This is a genomic window from Pseudoalteromonas sp. S16_S37 (assembly GCF_014694405.1).
Lineage (GTDB): Bacteria > Pseudomonadota > Gammaproteobacteria > Enterobacterales > Alteromonadaceae > Pseudoalteromonas.
Map to the genome: position 1 here is coordinate 1 of NZ_JAAUWV010000019.1, position 19,927 is coordinate 19,927.

The 19,927-nt window shown below is 42.6% G+C and carries 14 protein-coding genes; 8 read left to right on the forward strand and 6 right to left on the reverse strand.

Features of this window, described 5'->3' with window-relative positions; all coding sequences use genetic code 11:
* Nucleotides 1–275 precede the first annotated feature (275 nt).
* Nucleotides 276–1,778, reverse strand: a complete 1,503-nt coding sequence (gene gppA, locus HC733_RS10285) for a guanosine-5'-triphosphate,3'-diphosphate diphosphatase (protein ID WP_190364961.1) — start codon at nt 1,776–1,778, stop codon at nt 276–278.
* 45 nt (nt 1,779–1,823) lie between these two features.
* Nucleotides 1,824–3,095 (reverse strand): ATP-dependent RNA helicase RhlB, encoded by a 1,272-nt coding sequence (gene rhlB / locus HC733_RS10290; protein ID WP_190364962.1) that lies wholly within the window; start codon nt 3,093–3,095, stop codon nt 1,824–1,826.
* 91 nt (nt 3,096–3,186) lie between these two features.
* Here rhlB and trxA point away from each other — a divergent pair, with 91 nt between their 5' ends.
* The 3 genes from trxA (at nt 3,187) to HC733_RS10305 (ending at nt 6,384) form a co-directional block, all read left to right on the forward strand.
* A complete protein-coding gene (gene trxA, locus HC733_RS10295; protein WP_190364963.1) occupies nt 3,187–3,513 on the forward strand; it encodes a thioredoxin TrxA in 327 nt (108 codons plus the stop codon).
* Nucleotides 3,514–3,727: 214 nt separating this feature from the next.
* Nucleotides 3,728–4,987, forward strand: coding sequence for a transcription termination factor Rho (rho, locus tag HC733_RS10300; protein WP_190364964.1), 1,260 nt, complete (start codon nt 3,728–3,730; stop codon nt 4,985–4,987).
* Between the two features lie 125 nt (nt 4,988–5,112).
* A complete protein-coding gene (locus HC733_RS10305; protein ID WP_190364965.1) occupies nt 5,113–6,384 on the forward strand; it encodes a methyl-accepting chemotaxis protein in 1,272 nt (423 codons plus the stop codon).
* On the opposite strand, the gene HC733_RS10310 is transcribed toward HC733_RS10305, so the two are convergent.
* Nucleotides 6,361–9,165, reverse strand: a complete 2,805-nt coding sequence (locus HC733_RS10310) for a response regulator (RefSeq protein WP_190364966.1) — start codon at nt 9,163–9,165, stop codon at nt 6,361–6,363. The two genes, HC733_RS10305 and HC733_RS10310, sit on opposite strands and share 24 nt — an antisense overlap.
* Before the next feature lie 95 nt (nt 9,166–9,260).
* Here HC733_RS10310 and HC733_RS10315 point away from each other — a divergent pair, with 95 nt between their 5' ends.
* Nucleotides 9,261–9,845, forward strand: coding sequence for a DNA-J related domain-containing protein (locus HC733_RS10315; RefSeq protein WP_190364967.1), 585 nt, complete (start codon nt 9,261–9,263; stop codon nt 9,843–9,845).
* Here HC733_RS10315 and dbpA read toward each other — a convergent pair.
* A complete protein-coding gene (gene dbpA / locus HC733_RS10320; protein WP_190364968.1) occupies nt 9,838–11,223 on the reverse strand; it encodes an ATP-dependent RNA helicase DbpA in 1,386 nt (461 codons plus the stop codon). The genes HC733_RS10315 and dbpA overlap by 8 nt on opposite strands.
* A gap of 155 nt (nt 11,224–11,378) precedes the next feature.
* Here dbpA and HC733_RS10325 point away from each other — a divergent pair, with 155 nt between their 5' ends.
* Together HC733_RS10325 and HC733_RS10330 are read left to right on the forward strand one after the other, a co-directional pair.
* Complete coding sequence (locus HC733_RS10325) at nt 11,379–12,773, forward strand: M20/M25/M40 family metallo-hydrolase (RefSeq protein WP_190364969.1); 1,395 nt, start codon at nt 11,379–11,381, stop codon at nt 12,771–12,773.
* Between the two features lie 143 nt (nt 12,774–12,916).
* Nucleotides 12,917–13,738, forward strand: coding sequence for a tetratricopeptide repeat protein (locus HC733_RS10330; protein WP_190364970.1), 822 nt, complete (start codon nt 12,917–12,919; stop codon nt 13,736–13,738).
* On the opposite strand, the gene HC733_RS10335 is transcribed toward HC733_RS10330, so the two are convergent.
* Nucleotides 13,731–16,229, reverse strand: a complete 2,499-nt coding sequence (locus HC733_RS10335; RefSeq protein WP_190364971.1) for an EAL domain-containing protein — start codon at nt 16,227–16,229, stop codon at nt 13,731–13,733. The two genes, HC733_RS10330 and HC733_RS10335, sit on opposite strands and share 8 nt — an antisense overlap.
* Before the next feature lie 271 nt (nt 16,230–16,500).
* Here HC733_RS10335 and ubiD point away from each other — a divergent pair, with 271 nt between their 5' ends.
* Together ubiD and fre are read left to right on the forward strand one after the other, a co-directional pair.
* Nucleotides 16,501–17,970: a 4-hydroxy-3-polyprenylbenzoate decarboxylase gene (gene ubiD, locus HC733_RS10340; protein WP_190364972.1), complete on the forward strand. Its 1,470-nt coding sequence runs from the start codon at nt 16,501–16,503 to the stop codon at nt 17,968–17,970.
* Nucleotides 17,971–18,056: 86 nt separating this feature from the next.
* Nucleotides 18,057–18,770 (forward strand): NAD(P)H-flavin reductase, encoded by a 714-nt coding sequence (gene fre, locus HC733_RS10345; RefSeq protein ID WP_190364973.1) that lies wholly within the window; start codon nt 18,057–18,059, stop codon nt 18,768–18,770.
* A gap of 59 nt (nt 18,771–18,829) precedes the next feature.
* On the opposite strand, the gene add is transcribed toward fre, so the two are convergent.
* A complete protein-coding gene (gene add / locus HC733_RS10350; RefSeq protein ID WP_190364974.1) occupies nt 18,830–19,822 on the reverse strand; it encodes an adenosine deaminase in 993 nt (330 codons plus the stop codon).
* Between the last annotated feature and the right edge of the window lie 105 nt (nt 19,823–19,927).

Genomic DNA, 19,927 nt, shown 5'->3' on the forward strand with positions numbered 1-19,927 from the left:
CTCGCTAGGGGTGTGCATTCTAAGCATTCCCTATTTTTTGTCAACACTTAATTTTTAAGATTTCAAAAGAAGTTTAAACATTAAGTTTTACTCGACGCTGACTCGTTGTTGCTTTGCTTTAAGTTGCTCAGCGCTCCGTGTCAGTGGGGTCGCATTATAGGGCGGCGAATTAAAAGCGCAAGTGATTTTTTTAAGAAAAGTGATAAAAATAGATTGTTCGCGTGATTTTCGAGCGAAATGACTATTTTCGGTAGTTTTATATACAAAAAAAGCGCTTAATCGCGCTTTATTTGTAAAATCCAACCAACTTTAGACTGATATTGAGCTTCTTGTTCCAGCTCACTTTGCATTAGTGGATGCTTAGCCAGCCAATCAGATTCAAAACTTAGTGTCAGTGCATCATCTTTATCAACTGAAATTAATACAGGAGGCACTATATCGTCTTGTCGACGCATCGACAAAATAACAGCTAACCGAATAACTCGTGTTAACCGTTGCGCATAGAGCTCATCTGTACATAAGGCTTTGAACGATTTCATATCAAGATCAGCCCTGTGAGATGCTGTTAATGCAACTATTATCTGCTTTTCGAGTTTTGAATAACCCGGCATACCAGTATGATTTAGAATGTAGGCACTATGTTTATGATAAAGTTTATAATCAACAATGAGACCAATTTCATGTACACAGGCTACAGCTGCTAAAATCTTTTGCGCTTGACTAATATCAAGTTGCCAATATTGAGATAGCTGCTTGACTAAAGATAAACTCAATTCCGCCACATAACTGGCTTGCTGTTTATCTACGTGATATCTGTCCATAAAACTATTTAAGGTGCGCTTGCAAATATCAGAATTATGCAACTCTGGGATCATGCCATAAAGCACGCCTTCTCTAAGCGCACCACCAGCGAGTCCCATTTGCTGTATCTGTAATGACTTAAACAGTGCAATCAAAATGGCAAGCCCAGATACAAATACCAAACGGCGCTCTTCGCTTAAACCTGGCAAATCAAGCTGCTTGATCGTTTTGCAAGCGATAGCCTGTAATTGTATATCTTCAAGCTTCTCTAAAGTCAGCATATCGCTTTGGCCGTTTGCGCTGAGTATTTCTTGAATCGCCTGCACAGTGCCCGATGCACCTATCGCTAACTCCCATCCCATAGCGATGAAATCTTTTTGAATAGGGTTAACAACCGTCTCTGCAGCAACAATGGCATTGGCAAAATTTGCTTTGCTTAAATTACCATCACTAAAAAACTGTTCAAGATAAGTGACACAGCCCATATTAAGGCTTTTATATAGTAACGCATCAAACCCTTTGCCTATCACGACCTCAGTACTAGCCCCACCGATATCAATAACCAACTGGCGCCCTTGGCATGCAGACGTATGAGCTACACCTTTATATATAGTTTTCGCTTCTAATTCACCGCTAATTACATTGATTTTATTTTGCAAAATTTGCTCCGCTCGAGTTTTAAACTCTTCGGCATTTTTTGCTAAACGAAGTGTTGCGGTAGCAACTATACTGATGTTGTATTTAGGAATGTCTTGCAGCCGCTCTGCAAATAACGCTAAGCATTCCCAGCCTCTTTGCATTGCTTCTTTAGACAGAATGTTGTACTTATCCAAGCCAGCAGCCAAACGTACTTTTCGCTTGACTCGACCTATGGTGTGTACACCACCTGCAACATGCCGTGCAATGAGCATATGAAAGCTATTCGAACCTAAATCAATAACCGCAAATACATCATTGTGAGGAGTTTTTTGCACCACTACTTATAAACCTCTAGAAACATCTACCAATGTGATCGCTCTAAATCAATTAGAGCGTTGCTTTTGGTAACTACCTTGGCGACGTCCGTTACTACGGTTTCGTGGTCCAGACGAGTAGTTCCTTTTTCTTTGCATATTAGGCTTAGTCAAATCATCAAGCAATGCAGATTTGTCATAGTGTGACAATGGGATCGCATGCTCTATATATGACTCTATTTCATGCAAGTTGTAAGCATATTGCTCACAGGCAAAGCTAATTGCATAGCCAGATGCACCAGCTCGAGCTGTTCGTCCAATTCTGTGCACATAATCTTCGCAGTCATCTGGTAAATCAAAGTTAAAGACATGACTTACTTCAGGAATATGCAGCCCTCGTGCAGCAACATCTGTTGCCACCAAAAAGTCAACTTCACCTTTGGTAAACTGAGCTAAAATACTCTGCCTTTTTTTCTGATTCACGTCACCAGTGAGTAAGCCCACTCGATGACCGTCAGCTTTTAGCCATGCATACACGTTCTCACAACTTTGTTTTGTATTGGCAAAAATAATTGCTTTGTCAGGCCATTCTTCTTCAATTAATGTTAATAGCAACGGAATTTTATCATCGTGAGATGGATGAAATAATTCCTCTTGAATTCTTTTACCCGTTTTTACGCCCGGTTCGATCTGAACATGCTCAGGATTCGTCATGTGTTCAAATGCTAATTCCTGTACACGGTACGATAGTGTCGCAGAAAAGAGTAAATTCAAACGCTCCGATGTATCAGGCATACGATTAAACAAATAGCGTATATCTTTGATAAAGCCGAGATCGAACATTCGATCAGCTTCATCTAACACAACAACTTCGATTTCATTTAGGCTGTAAGCACCTTGTTTGTAGAAATCGATCAAGCGCCCCGTAGTACCAATTAAAATATCTACGCCATTTTCCAATTGCGCGCGTTGTTTTTCGTAATCTTCGCCACCATATACTAAACCTAGTTTTAAATTACACTGTGGCGCAAGAATTTTTGCATCTTTATGTATCTGAATCGCTAACTCCCTGGTGGGAGCCATGATCAGTGCCCTTGGGTGCTTTCTGGAAACACCTTCTGTCTGCAATAAACGGTGGCAAGTGGCTGTTAAAAAAGCCAATGTTTTACCTGTACCCGTTTGTGCTTGGCCCGCGATATCGCGACCTTCAACAACAAAAGGTAAACACTTTGCTTGGATTGGCGTACAATATTCGAAGCCATTCTCCGTTAAACCGGCGACCACTTCCGGCGCTAAAGCAAAGTCAGAAAATTTTTTATTGGTCAAATGTGTCTTAGTCATAGCAATAAAGCATAACGTTTAAACTTGCAATAAGAAACAAGAGTGTTTAAATACGCATTAAATAATTCGCCAAATTCTAATGGAGAGCGCAATGAGCGACAAAATAATTCAACTTACCGATGACAGCTTTGAAGCAGATGTACTTAAATCAGATAAACCAGTGCTAGTAGATTTCTGGGCTGAGTGGTGTGGTCCTTGTAAAATGATCGCTCCAATTCTGAACGAAGTAGCAGAAGAGTTTGCTGATAAAGTAATTATCGGTAAATTAAACATTGATCAAAACGCAGGCACACCACCTAAATTTGGTATTCGTGGTATTCCAACACTTTTACTATTTAAAGACGGTGCTGTTGTAGCAACTAAAGTGGGCGCACTATCTAAAACTCAATTAGTTGAGTTTTTACAGAGTAACGCTTAATTTACTTGCTCTGAGTGCACCTGCTTTTAGCTCAAAAGCGGGTGCACTCAGTCAAAATTTCCAGCTTAGATAAGATTTTTCACACAAAATTTGTATAAAGACTGGACGCCCATCAACCTAGCTGCTAACTTATATCACCACAAACCTATAGCTTTACCAAATCAACCTCTCTCGTAATAACGAGAATGACAAGTGAAATAAAGAACCCACCAATATGCATTTACGCGAACTTAAAGACAAGTCAATCAATGAACTTGTAAAACTAGCCGAGTCTATGGGACTCGAAAACGTAGCCCGTCTAAGAAAACAAGACATTATTTTTGCCATTTTGAAAGCCCACGCCAAAAGTGGCGAGAACATTTACGGCGGCGGTGTTTTAGAAATTTTACAAGATGGCTTTGGCTTTTTACGCTCTTCAGAAGCTTCTTACTTAGCAGGTCCAGATGATATTTACGTATCACCAAGCCAAATTCGACGCTTTAGTATGCGAACAGGTGATACCATCAGTGGCCTTATTCGTCCGCCTAAAGAAGGTGAGCGCTATTTTGCCTTACTTAAAGTCAACGAGGTAAATTACGACAAGCCTGAGAACTCTCGCACTAAGATCTTGTTCGAAAACCTCACACCTATCCATGCAAATGAACGTTTTGTAATGGAAAGAGGTAACGGTAGTACGGAAGATATCACTGCTCGAGTGTTAGATTTAGCATCACCTATCGGTAAAGGACAACGCGCCCTTATCGTTGCACCGCCAAAAGCGGGTAAAACGATGCTACTTCAAAACATTGCACAGTCAATTACTTACAACAACCCAGACGCAACACTGATGGTGTTGTTAATTGACGAGCGTCCTGAAGAAGTTACCGAAATGCAACGCCTTGTAAAAGGCGAAGTAATTGCATCAACGTTCGATGAGCCGGCCAACCGCCACGTACAGGTTGCAGAGATGGTCATCGAAAAAGCAAAGCGCTTGGTTGAGCACAAAAAAGATGTTGTTATTCTGCTTGACTCAATTACACGTCTAGCTCGTGCTTATAACACCGTGATACCTTCATCAGGTAAAGTACTCACCGGTGGTGTTGACGCTAATGCGCTACACAAGCCAAAACGCTTCTTTGGCGCAGCCCGTAATGTCGAAGAAGGTGGAAGCCTGACAATTATCGCTACGGCACTTATCGATACAGGCTCTAAAATGGATGAAGTTATCTATGAAGAGTTTAAAGGTACCGGTAATATGGAGCTGCACCTTAACCGTAAAATCGCTGAAAAACGTGTTTTCCCTGCAATTGACTTCAATCGTTCTGGTACTCGTCGCGAAGAGCTACTGACTAAGACCGATGAGCTACAAAAGATGTGGATCTTACGCAAGATAGTGCATGAGATGTCTGAAATCGATGCAATGGAATTCCTAATCGATAAGTTATCTATGAGTAAAACTAACGACGAGTTCTTTGACTTAATGCGTCGTAAATAAGCTTCAATTGCATAATAAGAAAAGCCTGTTTTTACAGGCTTTTTTAATGTCATTATTTGCCCATATCCAACTTTATCGACTATATCTTAATAGGTCTCTTCGCCGCTAAAAGGACCTGTGAAATAATGAAGAATACTCCTGCCAACGTACTGTTTGTAACGGGTAATGCTCTTTTGATTTTAGGGGTAAGCTTTTTATTCTCATTGCATGTAATGACCATTTTGACACTCATCGCAGTAACATCAATATCAGCAATTTGCTTTTTCTACTACCAAAGCCACAAAACCTCTAGTTACGAGTATTTAGAAAAACTGCTACAGGCAATCGTGAAAGAAAATAATGTTGACTTAACATTTAGATTTGACGAAAACGATAGCTATCTTCCAAAAGTATGTCTTGCACTGAATGCTAGCCTCGCGACAATTGAACATATGATAGGTGAAATACGTGCCTCTTCAGCCAGGCTTTACCCTATGGCAGATAATTTGAGAGATACCTATGCATCTATGACCCAGAAAGCCTCTATTCAACACGCTCATGGACAAGATCTTGCCGAGTCAATTAATCGGATATTAGAAGTATCTAGAGAATTAGATGAAAACTTGGATAAGATTTATCACTCCGTTGAAGAAGCCACTAACGCAGTAAAGAAAACGCGTAAAGATACAGATAAGAGTCAGCAAAGCCTGCTCGGCTTAGTTAATAATATTGAAGAGACTAGCAAGCAAATAGGTACTTTAAAGGCCGATAGCGACGCTATTAGCTCTGTGATAGATGTTATTAATTCTATTGCAGAGCAAACCAATCTGCTTGCCCTTAACGCAGCCATTGAAGCCGCTAGGGCTGGTGAGCAAGGCAGAGGTTTTGCAGTCGTTGCAGATGAAGTACGTAATCTTGCAGCTAGAACGAGTCAGTCAACACAGCAAGTTCGAGAAATGGTTGCCAAAATTCAGCTCGGTACTGACACTGCTCATAACTTAATGCAAGAGGCGCTAACGCAAACAGAGCAAACAGTATCTCTCTCTGAGGCGTCTACTAAAGAGGTCGATCAGATAGAACAGGCGATGATTGACGTCAATAACATGTCGCAAAACATTCACGCTCAAGTAACACAGCAAAAAGCGGTGTATGATGAAGCGCAATCAAGTATAGAGTCTATGGTAGAACTCAACTCCGATGCATTATCTAACTCAAAAATTCAAGCCGTGTCGAGTAGTGACTTACTAAACCTTGCAGCCACTATTCATGAAAAACTGTCATTGTTTAATGTCGATTGCCCTCCCATTGACGTATCACAACGAGAGATAAAAGACATAAAAAAGTCGGATTCTGGTCAATCTATCAAGCCGGGCACTGGCAGTTCAGGCACAAGCTCATCCAACGTCGAGCTGTTCTGATAAACTTGTATAGTGCAACTCGTCGCAGAGGATTAAATACAAATTCTCAGCTTGTTTATATTCTTCGGTTTTTAGCATATTTTCTAGTTGCCGTGCAGTATTTGCCAAAGACACAAAATTAAAAGTACTTGCGGCCCCCGATAAACGATGACAAGCTCGCTGCAAGTTATACCACTGCTGTGATTGCCAAAAATCTATTATCGATGCACGCTCACTAGCAAGCGTAGCCACAAAACTCAACGCGAGATCGCTCATATCCAACTGACTAACAGATGCCTCTGATACTTTAGATAAGTGTCGTCTAAGTACCTTAATTAGCATTTTTCTATCAAGCGGTTTACTCAAATGTCCCGTAAAACCTGACTTTAAGTAGGACTTAATTTCATGCTCCATCACATTTGCTGTTAGCGCATATACGGGCTGGTCAAAACCTGACACATGCAGCAAGTTGAGCGCCTCTACACCATCCATTTTGGGCATCTGAATATCCATAAGAACGATATCAGGGTACTCTCTCAAGCACATTTCAACGGCTTCTTCACCATTTTTTGCCGCTAGAACTTGCAAACCTAATTGCTCTAATACACGTTTAAACAATGCTCTGTTATCATCATGATCTTCAGCTACTAACACTTTGCCATAGTTCCAATGCTCGGTTTGCGGTTGCTCTTCGCTACTAGGAAGCTCACTATGCTCAGGTGAACAAGGAATAAATACGATGAATTCGCTCCCTTTATCCAACTGACTATTAACACTAATACTGCCATCCATCATTTCTGTAAGCTGTTGGGACAAGCACAACCCTAAACCTGACCCACCAAATCGGCGAGTAATACTATTATCTCCCTGTTGAAAGCTTTCAAATACCCTTCCTAGCTGCTCTTGACTCATCCCAATTCCGGTGTCGAATACTTTAAACACAAGACCAGATGGGTGACAACTGACATACAATCCAACCTTGCCGTACTCAGTAAATTTAACGGCATTACCTAGCAAGTTAATCAGTATTTGCTTCAAACGCATGTAGTCGAGTCTAACCATAATGGAGTCATCAAAGTCACCTTTGACACTGAACTCAAGACCTTTAACCATACACGCGTTGTAAAACATGTCGCTAACATCATCAAGCAAGCTCTTTACAGAGAAATCCGTGTACTCTAGCTCAAGACGTTGCGCTTCTATGCGACTAAGATCTAAAACGTCACTCACCAAAGCTTTCAGGTGCTCTCCTTGACGTTGAATAACGCCTAATGAAACCCTTAAGTCGGGATTACTGGCGTGGTCATTGAGCATTGCTTCCGCTTGACCGATGATAGAAGTTAAAGGAGTACGGATCTCATGGCTAATATTGGCTAAAAACTGATTTTTTACTTGGTTAGCTTTACGCAGCTCATCGGCAACCCGCTGCAATTCAGCGGTTCGTTCAGCAACCTTTTCGCGTAATTCTACTTTTGCATTCTTCTCGGCTTGCTTGTAGTAAAGACTTACCACCGCGATTAACAAAGATAAGACGACCATGGCACTTAGCCAGATCACCTGTTCTCGCTTATCTATCTGTAGCGCCTGCATGGCTTGGTTTTGTTTGAGTTCTGTGATTTCCCGATTGAGTTCAGCAGCTTCTATACGATTCTGATATTCAACCATTTGGGTCAATACATTTTCATTTAAAAACTCTGTCTGCATTGTTTTATAGCGAATAAAACTAACGAGAGCGTCTTTATGCTTACCGGCGCTAGCTTGAACCAAGGCCAATGTTGCCAACTCTTCTCGTTCTAAATATCGAGTGCCAAGTTGCTTGGACAACAGCAACGACTCTTCAATCATTTTTAGTGCCGTATCAACGTCCCCCTTAGCAAACAAAGTTTTCGCCAATGGAAATAACGCGAGCATACGCCCTGATTTACTATTTATTTTTTCTGCATAGTAGAGTGCAAAGTTAGCTTCTTTTTGTGACTGCTCAAAGTCTCCTTGCGCAATACTGACATTGGCAAGATGAGCATATAGAGCCATCAATTGATCTCTATTATTTTCCGCTTCATAGTACTCAATAGCAGCTTGATAATAATGTCGAGCAGAGAGGTTTAGACCTTTTTTGCTATACAACTCACCTAAATATGTATTAGCCAAAGCAATACCGTAGTCATCTTTAAGCTGCTTAAAGTAACTGATAGCGATATCGATCATTTCTTGTGCCGTATCGAATTGATACTGTCGAATATAAAGTGCTGATAAATTAAGCATTATATCAGCTTCATCTTGCAAATTACCCTGCTTTTGATAAAGCTTCTGCGCTTCTCCATAATGAGAAATTGCCTTGCTCAGCTCATTTGTTTCAACATAAACAAGGCCTAAATTATTATGCATATGCGCTTGTTCTAAAGGCTGTTTGCGCTTAGTCGCAATGTTGAGCGCCTTGAGATAACGCTCTAAAGCGATAGTATATTGTCCCTGATGAAATGCGTTAATCGCCAAAAGCTTGGTTGCAAAATAATAGCCTTCACTGAAAGGTTCAGCCTCATACTCCGTTTCAATCTCCTTCAAGTAACGCTCTGTAGTAACATAGTCATCTCGTTTAAAAGCTTCTCTTGCTAATGACTTTAACAATTCGAATCGCAACTCAGGGTTAATATCAGGGTGAGAAAGCAATTGCTGTCCCTTTAATAAGACATCATGCCAATCGTCTAATTCTGCTAATTGTGAAATCTGCGAGGCTAATGTAGGAGGCGATGACGGTTGTGACGAAGCTATACCAATATTAAATAGCAATATTGCGTATATCACGATACGATAAAACACTCCTTGTACCATCCTTGTAATCACCATGTTAAGTAAAAATAATGCTATGCTGAAGATACACTAACTCACATGGTGGAACAATGCTCAACCCACTTATAGATGCCATTTTCATCGTTATCTCAAACCAACAAATACACAAAGTACATACCATAAGTTGCGCTGTGGAGCTCAACAAGGTGCTACCTAAACTAGACAAAGATCCTTATAAAGATTTGTTTAAAAAAAATTTTCTAATCATGAATGCACTCTATCAGCTGCAACAAGAATTGCTTAATGATGGCTACTATCTACATATTAGTAGTATGCACATTCAGCTTTGTGAGTTGAAAAAAAATACACCAGCAGATAAAGAGGCCTTGCGAGATTACTATTTAGATTGGCGAAATTATGAAACTTCACAGCAGGAGATTGTCGAGTTATTAGATGACTTTTGGCAACAATTAGGCACATATAAACCAAAGGAAAAGGTGTCAAACGAGTGTATCAAAGCACTATGTATACAATGGGACTTAAAATATCCCTATGACCTTGCGCAATTAAAAAAATGTTGGCGACAATATGCTGTTGCACATCATCCTGATAAACAAAGTGGCTGCACAGAACGCTTTAAGCAACTCAAAGAAGAGTATGAATTGCTCAAAGCCCACCTAATAATGGTTAATTAACGCGGCGTACTCGAAACTTTCTACCCTTAAGTTTTCCTTCACTTAACTTGCGAAATGCCGGTTTGGCTGCGTCGCGCGCCACCGCAACATAGGCACTGTTATCAAGCACATTGATTTTCCCTATCTGTGCAAATGCAATACCTTGCTCTCCAGTTAAGCTGCCAACAATATCACCCGGACGTACTTTTTGCTTTTTACCGCCATCGATTTGTAATGTCACCATATCTGGCTTGTATGGTGGTTTATCTAATAAACTGTGTGAAGGCACAGGTGTTGGTTCAAAATCACGGTCATAGACATCGCCAATTTGAGCAACTTTGAACGCTTCACTTTCACCATAAATTGAACAAGCTAGCCCTTTTTTACCACCTCGCCCTGTGCGCCCAACTCGGTGAACATGAGTTTGAGAGTCATGCGCTAAGTGGTAATTTATCACCATATCCATATCATCAATGTCCAGACCCCGCGCAGCAACATCCGTTGCGACCAAGATAGAAGCACTTTTGTTAGCAAAGCGAATTAAAGTTTGTTCGCGCTCGCGTTGCTCCAAATCACCATGCAATGCAACTGTATTGAAACCAGCCGCTTGGAGCTCATCACACACTTTTTGCGTTTCAACTTTGGTATTACAAAACACCACACAGCTTTGTGGTTTGTACTGTAACAGCAGTAAGCGCAAAGTGTTAAAACGCAACTTGTTGTTATCTAGCTTAAAGAAGAGTTGCTTGATACTGGTATTGACCGTTTGATCTTCAACTTTAACCATATGTGGATTTTGCATCACACGTTCAGCAATTGCTTCAATACGCTTTTGGTACGTGGCACTGAACAACAATGTTTGACGCTGCTTTGGTAAATACGACACGATATTGTCAAGAGCATCGGCAAAGCCCATATCCAGCATCTGATCTGCTTCATCTAACACTAGCGTAGAAACTTCAGTTAAATTTAGCGTCCCCTTGAAAAGGTGATCTTCTATGCGTCCTGGGGTGCCCACAATAATATGTGCGCCATGCTCCAATGAACCGATCTGAGGCCCAATTGGCACTCCTCCGCATAGGGTTAGAATTTTGATGTTATGAATACCACGAGCAAGCTTACGCATTTCTGTTGCAACTTGTTCCGCCAACTCTCTGGTAGGACACAGTACAAGCCCTTGTACTCTGTAGCGTTCCACATTTAGACGAGATAACACACCTAAACTAAAAGCCACAGTTTTACCGGAACCCGTTTTAGCCTGTGCAATGACATCTTTGCCCGACAAAACCACCGGTAAACTTTGCGCTTGGATGGGTGTCATGCTTTTAAAGCCTAAATCTGTCAACGTTTCTAAAAGCTCTGCAGCTAAAGGTAAGGTATTAAATTCGGCTGTATTCATATGTTATTCTCAATGAATTGGATTGAAGCCGATTCTAGCAGAAATCTCACTGTGCGAATATCGCAGCGATTGAGTATTTAGTCCCATAAAGTTTGCCACCCGAGTCATTAATGCGACAATAGTGGTCTATTTTCTAATCACGACCCAAGGATCCAATGAAAAAACTGCTGACTACACTATGTGCAATAGTGCCACTTATAGGCATGGTACAGGCACAAGAATTCACGCCAAAGCAACTTGAACAAGTAAAGCTAGTAAGAGAGCAAGCCCTCAATAGTGACCTAAGTTGGCAACTTCTTGAGTCTTTAACCTCTGAAGTAGGCCCTCGTTTACCTGGTAGTGAAAATGACAAAAAGGCTGTTGCATGGGCCAAACAGCAGTTTGAGCAACTTGGCTTTGATAAAGTATGGGCCGAGCCTGCAACATTCCCACATTGGCGCAGATATAAAGAAACAGGCAAAATCATTACACCCAGTGAGCAACCTCTGCATTTAACCGCCCTTGGCAATAGCGTAAGCACACCAAAGTCAGGCATTACCGCAGAAGTTGTAATGTTCGAAACCTTAGACGAACTCATTGCCGCCCCCAAAGGTAGCTTGGATAACAAAATTGCCTTTGTGAACTATCGAATGAACAGACACATAGACGGCAATGGCTACGGTCCCGCAGTGCGTGCACGCAATATCGGCTCTGTGGAAGCTGCCAAAAAGGGCGCCATTGCGTATATGATGCGTTCAGTCAGTACCAGCCATCACCGCTTTGCACATACCGGTAACAGCCGCTATCAAGAAGGTGTGAGCAAAATTCCCAACACCGCTGTTGCTAACCCAGATGCCGATCAATTGGCGCGCTTGTTAAAAGCAGGACATGCTGTCTCGGTTAACATCAACCTGCAAACCGAAGATTTGGGAGAAGGAATCAGTTACAACGTCATTGGTGAGATAACAGGTTCAGAGTATCCTCAGCAGTACGTGTTGATTGGTGGACACCTTGATTCTTGGGATTTAGGTACCGGCGCGTTAGATGATGGTGCTGGAGTTGCTCTCACCATGGCTGCAGCAACGCACATCAAACAAGTCGCTCGCCCAAAACGCTCTATTCGCGTTGTACTCTTTGCCGCCGAGGAACTGGGGCTGTGGGGCGCAAAAGCATATTTCAAACAGCATGCCGATAAGCTAGATAACATAGTTGCAGCAGCTGAATCTGACTTTGGTGCAGACCTTGTATACGGTTTTGAGTCAAGTGTATCAGCTTCATCTTTGCCAGTTGTTAGAGCGATTGCACAGCAGTTAGCTCTGCTCAATATCGAGTATATTCGCGCTAACAATGCACATGGTGGACCAGACCTTATTCCTCTTCGCCAAGCCAAAGATGCGCCCATATTCGCTTTACATCAAAACGGCAGCGATTATTTTGACTATCACCATACAGCTGATGATACGTTAGATAAAGTTGACCCTGATAAGCTCAAGCAAAATACGGCAGCTTACGCCGTATTTGCCATGATGGCAGCCAACGCTAAGACAACCCTTACAGGTAAAGCCCAATAGTCAGTAGCGCGGTCACTATCTAGCGACCGCGCTACTTTGGGCGTTTTTCGTTCTCTTTTCGCTAAACCCCCTGCTGTTGGCAATTGGCCCTAACTATTGCTAGAGTGCGCGTTTATAAGAGGATGAAAATTGGGGAACAATGCATGTATTTTAATCGTCAATCAATGCTCCAGCGGCTAACTATGAATGTTCATGATTGGCTGGAGCTGGCAATCGTAAAATACAAAACACGCCTTGTTTTCTTACTCGCGCTTATAATTGTTTTTCATCAAGTCCTCTCATACCAGCAATCGCAACGCCTACAACAAACTCTATTACTCCAACCACAAAAAGACGATGTGTGGATAATCAACATGGGGCACTTGCAAACTCAACGCAAATACCAAGCACAATATCGCGTTGCACAGGTACTGAGTGTCACGGATGAGTATGTTGAGCTGCAACAAGGCAGCTCTACGTACCGTAAAATACGCGGTGCAGAACGTGCGATATCACTCGACTCTCTGATGCTAGATAGCTATTTTAGAAACCAAACACTGACCCTAAAACGCCACGACCTGATGTCATACTTTGAAACTCAGGCCATTGATGCCGTGTATCGCCCCGAAGATATTTACGTGCTCGGTGGTATAGTAAAAAGACGCGCTATGCTCAAAGCCATCAATAGTAATATGCGTACAAAAGTTGCCCTTAACCCTTACAACAACGAAGGCATAACGCTTTTCCAACAAGGCGACTATCAAGCAGCTCGAGAAAGCTTCTTAGTTGCGGCTGAGCAAGGTGACAGTTGGGGACAATATAATTTGGCGGGCATGTTAGAACATGGACAAGGCGCAGAAATAAACTTACAACAAGCGATTTATTGGCTTAAACAAGCTGCTGCACAAGATCATAGTAAGGCAAAGCAGCAGCTCGAAACCTTATGCCTAGCGCAGCAAGCGTTGTGTGAGAATTCAGTTAATTAAGCTCATTGAAGCGCATCAAATACACTTCAAAGTCTTCAGCGCCTAGAGGTCGACTATGGTAGTAGCCTTGCGTGAAGTCGCAGTGTAACTGCTTTAATAAGCCAAGCTGCTCAACCGTTTCGACCCCTTCGGCTACCACTTTAAGATTTAAGTTGGCCGCCATAGAAATAATCGCGCTGACCAGAGCCCTGTCTTCTGCATCTGCTGGAAGGTCACGAATAAATTCTTTATCAATTTTTAGCTTTGACAGTGGGAAACGTTTTAAGTAGCTCAAAGAAGAGTATCCAGTACCAAAGTCATCAATTGCCAGCTCCACACCCATATCTCGCAGCGAATCTAGCTGTCGCAAAATATGATCGGAGTTATCAGCCAGTACATTTTCGGTAATTTCCAATGTTAGGCAATGAGCTGGTAAGCCGGTTTCTCGTAGCACTTTGGCGACAAGCGCTGAGATATCTTGGCGCTTAAACTGAGCACTTGAAACATTAACAGTCACAAAAAATGGTTTGCTTGCTTTGTCATACCAACTTTTCGCTTGAGAGCAAGCTTGATAAAGCACCCATTCACCCATAGCCAAAATCAACCCTAGCTCTTCGCTGACTGGAATAAACTCAACGGGTGACACCTCGCCCAACGCTTCACTTCGCCAACGCAGTAAAGCTTCACAACCAAGACGTTGCCCTTGAATATCATGAATGGGCTGGTAAACAACATATAGCTCTTTGTTTATCAGGGACTTATGAAGAGCCCCTTCAAGTTGGCTACGCGCTTTCGCATTTTCATGCATGGCACTGGTATAAAACTGAAAGCAATTTCGACCATGCTCTTTGGCCTTGTACATGGCACTGTCAGCATTTCTCAGCAATACTTTTCTGTCGTCACCATCATCAGGGTAAAAAGTGATCCCGATACTGCCTGAAACAAACGCTTCATGTCCTTCAAGCACAAATTGACTACTCAATTGATGCAAAATCTTATTGGCTATTCCCTCTACATCCCTGATGCTTTTAATATCCGTCAGTAATATCGCAAATTCATCTCCACCTAAGCGGGCAACCGTATCGGAACTTCTGGTGCAGTCCTGAATGCGCTGCGCTGCCTCGATTAATAGTAAGTCGCCAATATGATGACCGAGCGTGTCGTTAATCGCTTTGAAACGGTCTAGGTCGATAAAACAAATAGCCAAACGTGTTTGCTGTGTTTTGGCATTTGCTAATGCTTGATCAAATTTTTCATGATAATGATGACGATTCGCCAAGCCCGTTAAGGTGTCAAAATTAGCTTGCTGCCACATTATTTGTTCATGATGCTTACGCGACGTAATGTCGTTAAACAGGGCAACATACATTTCAATTTCACCTTTTTTGTCAAACACAGCTGATACTTGTAACCAACTAGGATAAACATCGCCACTTTTGCGGCGATTCCAAATTTCCCCTTCCCAGTGCCCTCGTTCATTGAGTGTTTGATACAATTTACTGAAGTAAGCATTACCATGATGACCTGAATTAAACATGGCAGGCGACTGCCCTATTACTTCATCAGCACCAAATCCAGTGATCTCCGTAAATGCCCTATTTACCATCTGTATGCGGTTATCTCTATCGGAAACCAATACTCCCTCACTGGTTGTTTCAAACACTGTACTTGCTAGACGCTGGCTTTTTTCTTGCGCCAATCGCTCAGTGATATCCTGCAACACATAGATATATCCAACATGCTGTTTTTGGGGATCTAACACTGGGTTTTTGGTAACGCTGAATACACTATTGTGATTTGCAACGCTTAGCTCACACTGCATTTGGTGACAGGTACTCTGTTTTGTACAAGGGCTGTCCTTTAAAAGCGCATCGATGGGCTGATTAAGTAAATCATTGGCAACCCCAAACACATCTTGAACTCGCTGATTAGCCGACAATATAGTGCTTTGCTTATCTGTAAACACCAGCAAATCAACAATGCTATCGAAAATAGCTGTTAGCCTAGCACCTTGTGCCTCTGAACGACGTTTAGCATTGCGCAAACGCACTAAAAGAACCACAAGTACGATTGTTGATATCAGCAATATGACAATGATCACCGCCAATAACAGCATTCGCATACTGCTCATTTGCTGAATTTCTTTTGTTTGTTTGAATACTTGCTCTTCCAAATTATTTTGATAGTACCAAAGCGCATCTTGTAGCTCACGCTGGGCACTGATATCGTGGATCACAGATAACAACTGAGATTGACCATTTTGATCCGTAAAAGGTGTGGAATATACGCTTACAGTGCGTAACGAACCATCAGCAAGTTGATGCCTAAAGATAAAGTAGTTACGCCCCTCTGCCAGCGCTAAAGCCCGTTCTTGTGCGACTTGCTCTGCATTTAGCTGATTAATGTCTTGGATACGCATGCTCTGAAGTTCATCAACAGCATAGCCATAAAACTCTGCCGCCGCGTCATTGGCTGCAATAATGTTTCCAGACTGGGGATTTATAATCATCATCACCGCACTGTGCTGTGAAAATGCCGGGTCGTGCGCAGAGAGTGCAGCTAAGTTGCTACAAAAAAAAGAGAAACACAGAGCTATTATTGTTATTATTTTCAATCGAGCCACCGCAAAAATAAAGGCTTGAGAACGACTATAGAGCAAAGCGCGTCCTTTTAAAATACTTCAAAGCCCTAAGTATTGCACAACATCAAATAAAGCGCAGATTACTGCCATTTCAAAGTCATCTTGTTATACTTGAACACAAATTCAGATGCCTAGTAATCAAATGAAATATAAAGACTTGCGAGATTTTATAACGCGCCTTGAAGAGCAAGGTGAATTAGTGCGTATCTCACAGCCCATTTCAACCAAATTAGAAATGACCGAAATAGCTGACAGAACACTAAGAGCTGGCGGTCCAGCTTTGTTATTTGAAAACCCTATCGGATTCGATATCCCCGTATTAGCAAACTTGTTTGGCACCCCAAAGCGCGTCGCTATGGGGATGGGCCAAGAAGACGTCAGCGCTTTGCGAGAGGTTGGCAAGTTACTGGCCTTTTTAAAAGAGCCCGAACCACCCAAAGGTATTCGGGAAGCGCTAGGACAACTACCTGCGTACAAGCAAGTACTGAACATGCCGGCAAAAGAAGTGCGCAAAGCGCCCTGTCAGCAAATTGTACTCAGTGGTGATGACGTTGATTTAACTAAACTTCCTATTCAGCATTGCTGGCCTGGCGATGCCGCACCTTTGATCACTTGGGGGCTGACCGTCACTCGTGGTCCATACAAAAAAAGGCAGAACTTGGGTATCTACCGCCAACAATTGCTGGGTAAAAATAAGATTATTATGCGCTGGTTATCACATCGTGGCGGCGCGTTAGACTTTCAAGAATGGTGTAAAGAACACCCAGGCGAACCATACCCTGTATCAGTTGCACTGGGAGCCGACCCGGCAACGATTCTAGGCGCCGTGACACCAGTGCCAGATACTCTCAGTGAATATGCTTTCGCAGGGCTATTACGCGGTGCAAAAACAGAAGTTGTTAAGTCCATCTCTAACGATTTGCAGGTACCTGCCAACGCTGAAATCGTACTTGAAGGGTTCATCATGCCTGGCGAGTTAGCGCCCGAAGGCCCTTATGGGGATCACACTGGTTACTACAATGAAGTCGATGATTTTCCGGTAATGACTGTTACCCATATCACTCATCGCAAAGACCCGATATACCATAGTACTTACACAGGCCGCCCACCCGATGAGCCTGCAATTCTTGGCGTGGCATTAAACGAAGTATTCGTGCCGATTTTGCAAAAGCAGTTTCCTGAAATCGTTGATTTTTACTTACCGCCTGAAGGATGTTCATACCGTATGGCGGTGGTGACTATGAAAAAGCAATATCCAGGTCATGCCAAGCGAGTCATGATGGGTGTTTGGTCTTTCCTTAGGCAATTTATGTACACCAAGTTTGTCATTGTCTGTGATGATGACGTTAATGCCAGAGATTGGAATGATGTTATTTGGGCCATCACGACACGCATGGACCCCTCAAGAGATACCACGCTTATCGATAATACCCCTATAGATTATTTAGATTTTGCTTCGCCAGTGTCAGGTCTTGGGTCAAAAATGGGACTTGATGCAACCAATAAATGGCCTGGCGAAACTGATAGAGAATGGGGCGAGCCAATTGTTATGGACGAGGCGACAAAGCAGCGTGTTGATGAGATTTGGGATAGCCTTGGAATTAATACCTAGCAATAGGATCTCAAAAGGCGCTGTGATAAAGTGCCGACACTTTATACAAACTTTTATATTTTTAGCCGCCGTGCGAAAGGTAAAATATGCAATTAGTTAACGCTGAAGTGGTAACTATCAACCCACTTACAGAATTTGTTCACAAGGTAACACTTAAACCCGATACTGCGGTGTCATTTGAAGCCGGACAGTATCTACAACTCGTTTTAGGTGAAAAAGACAAACGCGCATTTTCAATCGCCAGTCGCCCATCGATGCAGCATGAGCTTGAATTACACATTGGTGCCTCTGGTGCGGACTCATATGCAATGCAGGCGCTTGAACACCTTCGACAAGCACACACAAACAAGCAGACTGTTGCGCTTGAAGTAGGGTTAGGTATCTCTCAGCTACGTGTTGATCACCAACGCCCTATCGTATTGCTCGCGGGCGGCACCGGGTTTTCTTACGTAAAATCTATGGCCGATCATCTTGCAGAAATTGAGTTTACTCAGCCTGTGCTACTGTATTGGGGTGTAAAAGAAGAGTCCGCTTTATATGCTAAGCAAGAGATGGAAGCGTGGGCTGCCAGTCGTAAGAACTTTCAGTTTATTCCTGTTGTGGAAAACGCCTCTTCAACTTGGAATGGCCACACGGGTTATGTACATAAAGCCGTTATGAAAGACATCGTATCGCTTGAGCCATATAGCATTTATATGGCTGGCCGTTTTGACATGATAGGCGTGGTCCGTGATGACTTTATCACTCATGGCGCAGAGCGCGAGCACATGTACGCAGATGCTTTCGCGTTTATTAAGTAACGCAAAGTGAGCTGATGAAAAAACGCGCCAAATGGCGCGTTTTTTATACCAAGACTCTATCAGTATTTTGCGCGTAAAGCTTGCTTGTCGCTGTCACTTAAAAATGCGATGTCTATCGCATTTCTTTGTGCAAGTTCCATGTCTGCTTGCGTTAGCCCCGCTTTGGGTGCGGCGACTTGATACTCATAGTCTAATTCAATACCCTGCACGGCTGGGTCATCAGTATTGATACACGCTAAGATACCATGTGCCAAGAATTGCTTTAATGGATGTGCTTCGATGTCATTCACGGTGCTGGTCAAAATATTGCTGGTTAAACATGATTCAATACCGATACGGTTATCACGTAAAAAATCCATCAGCTTAGGGTCTTCAATTGCCTTAACGCCATGACCTATTCGGGTCGCACCCAGTTCATTAATCGCTTGCCAAATGCTCTGCGCACCTCGCGCTTCACCCGCGTGGATAGTGACCCCTAAATATGCGTCTCGCACTTGTTTAAAATGCTCTACAAATAATTCACCTGGATAACCGACTTCATCACCCGCTAAGTCAACAGCCACTAAACCGTCCTTACAAGCCAGTAGCGCATCTAATTCATACTGGCATTTTTCAACGCCAAATGTGCGCGACATAATACCAATCAGATTGACTTTAATATCTTGGCCGCGAGTGGCTGCTTGGACGCCATCAATCACCGCCTCGGTAACCCCTTGAGGATGTAAATTATGGGTTTGCGCCATGTAATAAGGGCTGAAACGCAGCTCGGTATAATCGATATTCTGTGCTATTGCATCGGCGACATTTTCCATCGCGATACGACGACACGCATCATAATCACCTAGCACTTTCACACCCCAATCGAGTTTAGTCAAAAACGCCATCAGATCGGGAGCATTATCGATTACCTGCACATGCTCTCGCAGTCCTTCTAAATCCTGAGCGGGAAGCGCTAGGTTGAATTGTTGGCCAAGGTCCAAAATCGTACTCGCACGCACATTACCATCAAGATGGCGGTGTAAATCAAGTAAAGGTAAAGTTTTATTGATCATAGGTCACTCGGCTGCAGATAAAATTTTTGGGATCATACGCACCCTTAGTTAAAGATCAAGGACACATGTCCATTTTTAGCGCTGTAGACAATTTATGCAAGTACA

Bases quoted from the DNA above. Each gene is read 5' to 3' on its own strand.
- HC733_RS10325 (WP_190364969.1), top strand. From the start codon at position 11,379: ATGAAAAAACTGCTGACTACACTATGTGCAATAGTGCCACTTATAGGC.
- dbpA (WP_190364968.1), bottom strand. From the start codon at position 11,223: ATGAATACAGCCGAATTTAATACCTTACCTTTAGCTGCAGAGCTTTTA.
- fre (WP_190364973.1), top strand. From the start codon at position 18,057: ATGCAATTAGTTAACGCTGAAGTGGTAACTATCAACCCACTTACAGAA.
- HC733_RS10335 (WP_190364971.1), bottom strand. From the start codon at position 16,229: ATGATGATTATAAATCCCCAGTCTGGAAACATTATTGCAGCCAATGAC.
- HC733_RS10315 (WP_190364967.1), top strand. From the start codon at position 9,261: ATGCTCAACCCACTTATAGATGCCATTTTCATCGTTATCTCAAACCAA.
- ubiD (WP_190364972.1), top strand. From the start codon at position 16,501: ATGAAATATAAAGACTTGCGAGATTTTATAACGCGCCTTGAAGAGCAA.
- rhlB (WP_190364962.1), bottom strand. From the start codon at position 3,095: ATGACTAAGACACATTTGACCAATAAAAAATTTTCTGACTTTGCTTTA.
- HC733_RS10330 (WP_190364970.1), top strand. From the start codon at position 12,917: ATGTATTTTAATCGTCAATCAATGCTCCAGCGGCTAACTATGAATGTT.
- trxA (WP_190364963.1), top strand. From the start codon at position 3,187: ATGAGCGACAAAATAATTCAACTTACCGATGACAGCTTTGAAGCAGAT.
- HC733_RS10305 (WP_190364965.1), top strand. From the start codon at position 5,113: ATGAAGAATACTCCTGCCAACGTACTGTTTGTAACGGGTAATGCTCTT.
- add (WP_190364974.1), bottom strand. From the start codon at position 19,822: ATGATCAATAAAACTTTACCTTTACTTGATTTACACCGCCATCTTGAT.
- rho (WP_190364964.1), top strand. From the start codon at position 3,728: ATGCATTTACGCGAACTTAAAGACAAGTCAATCAATGAACTTGTAAAA.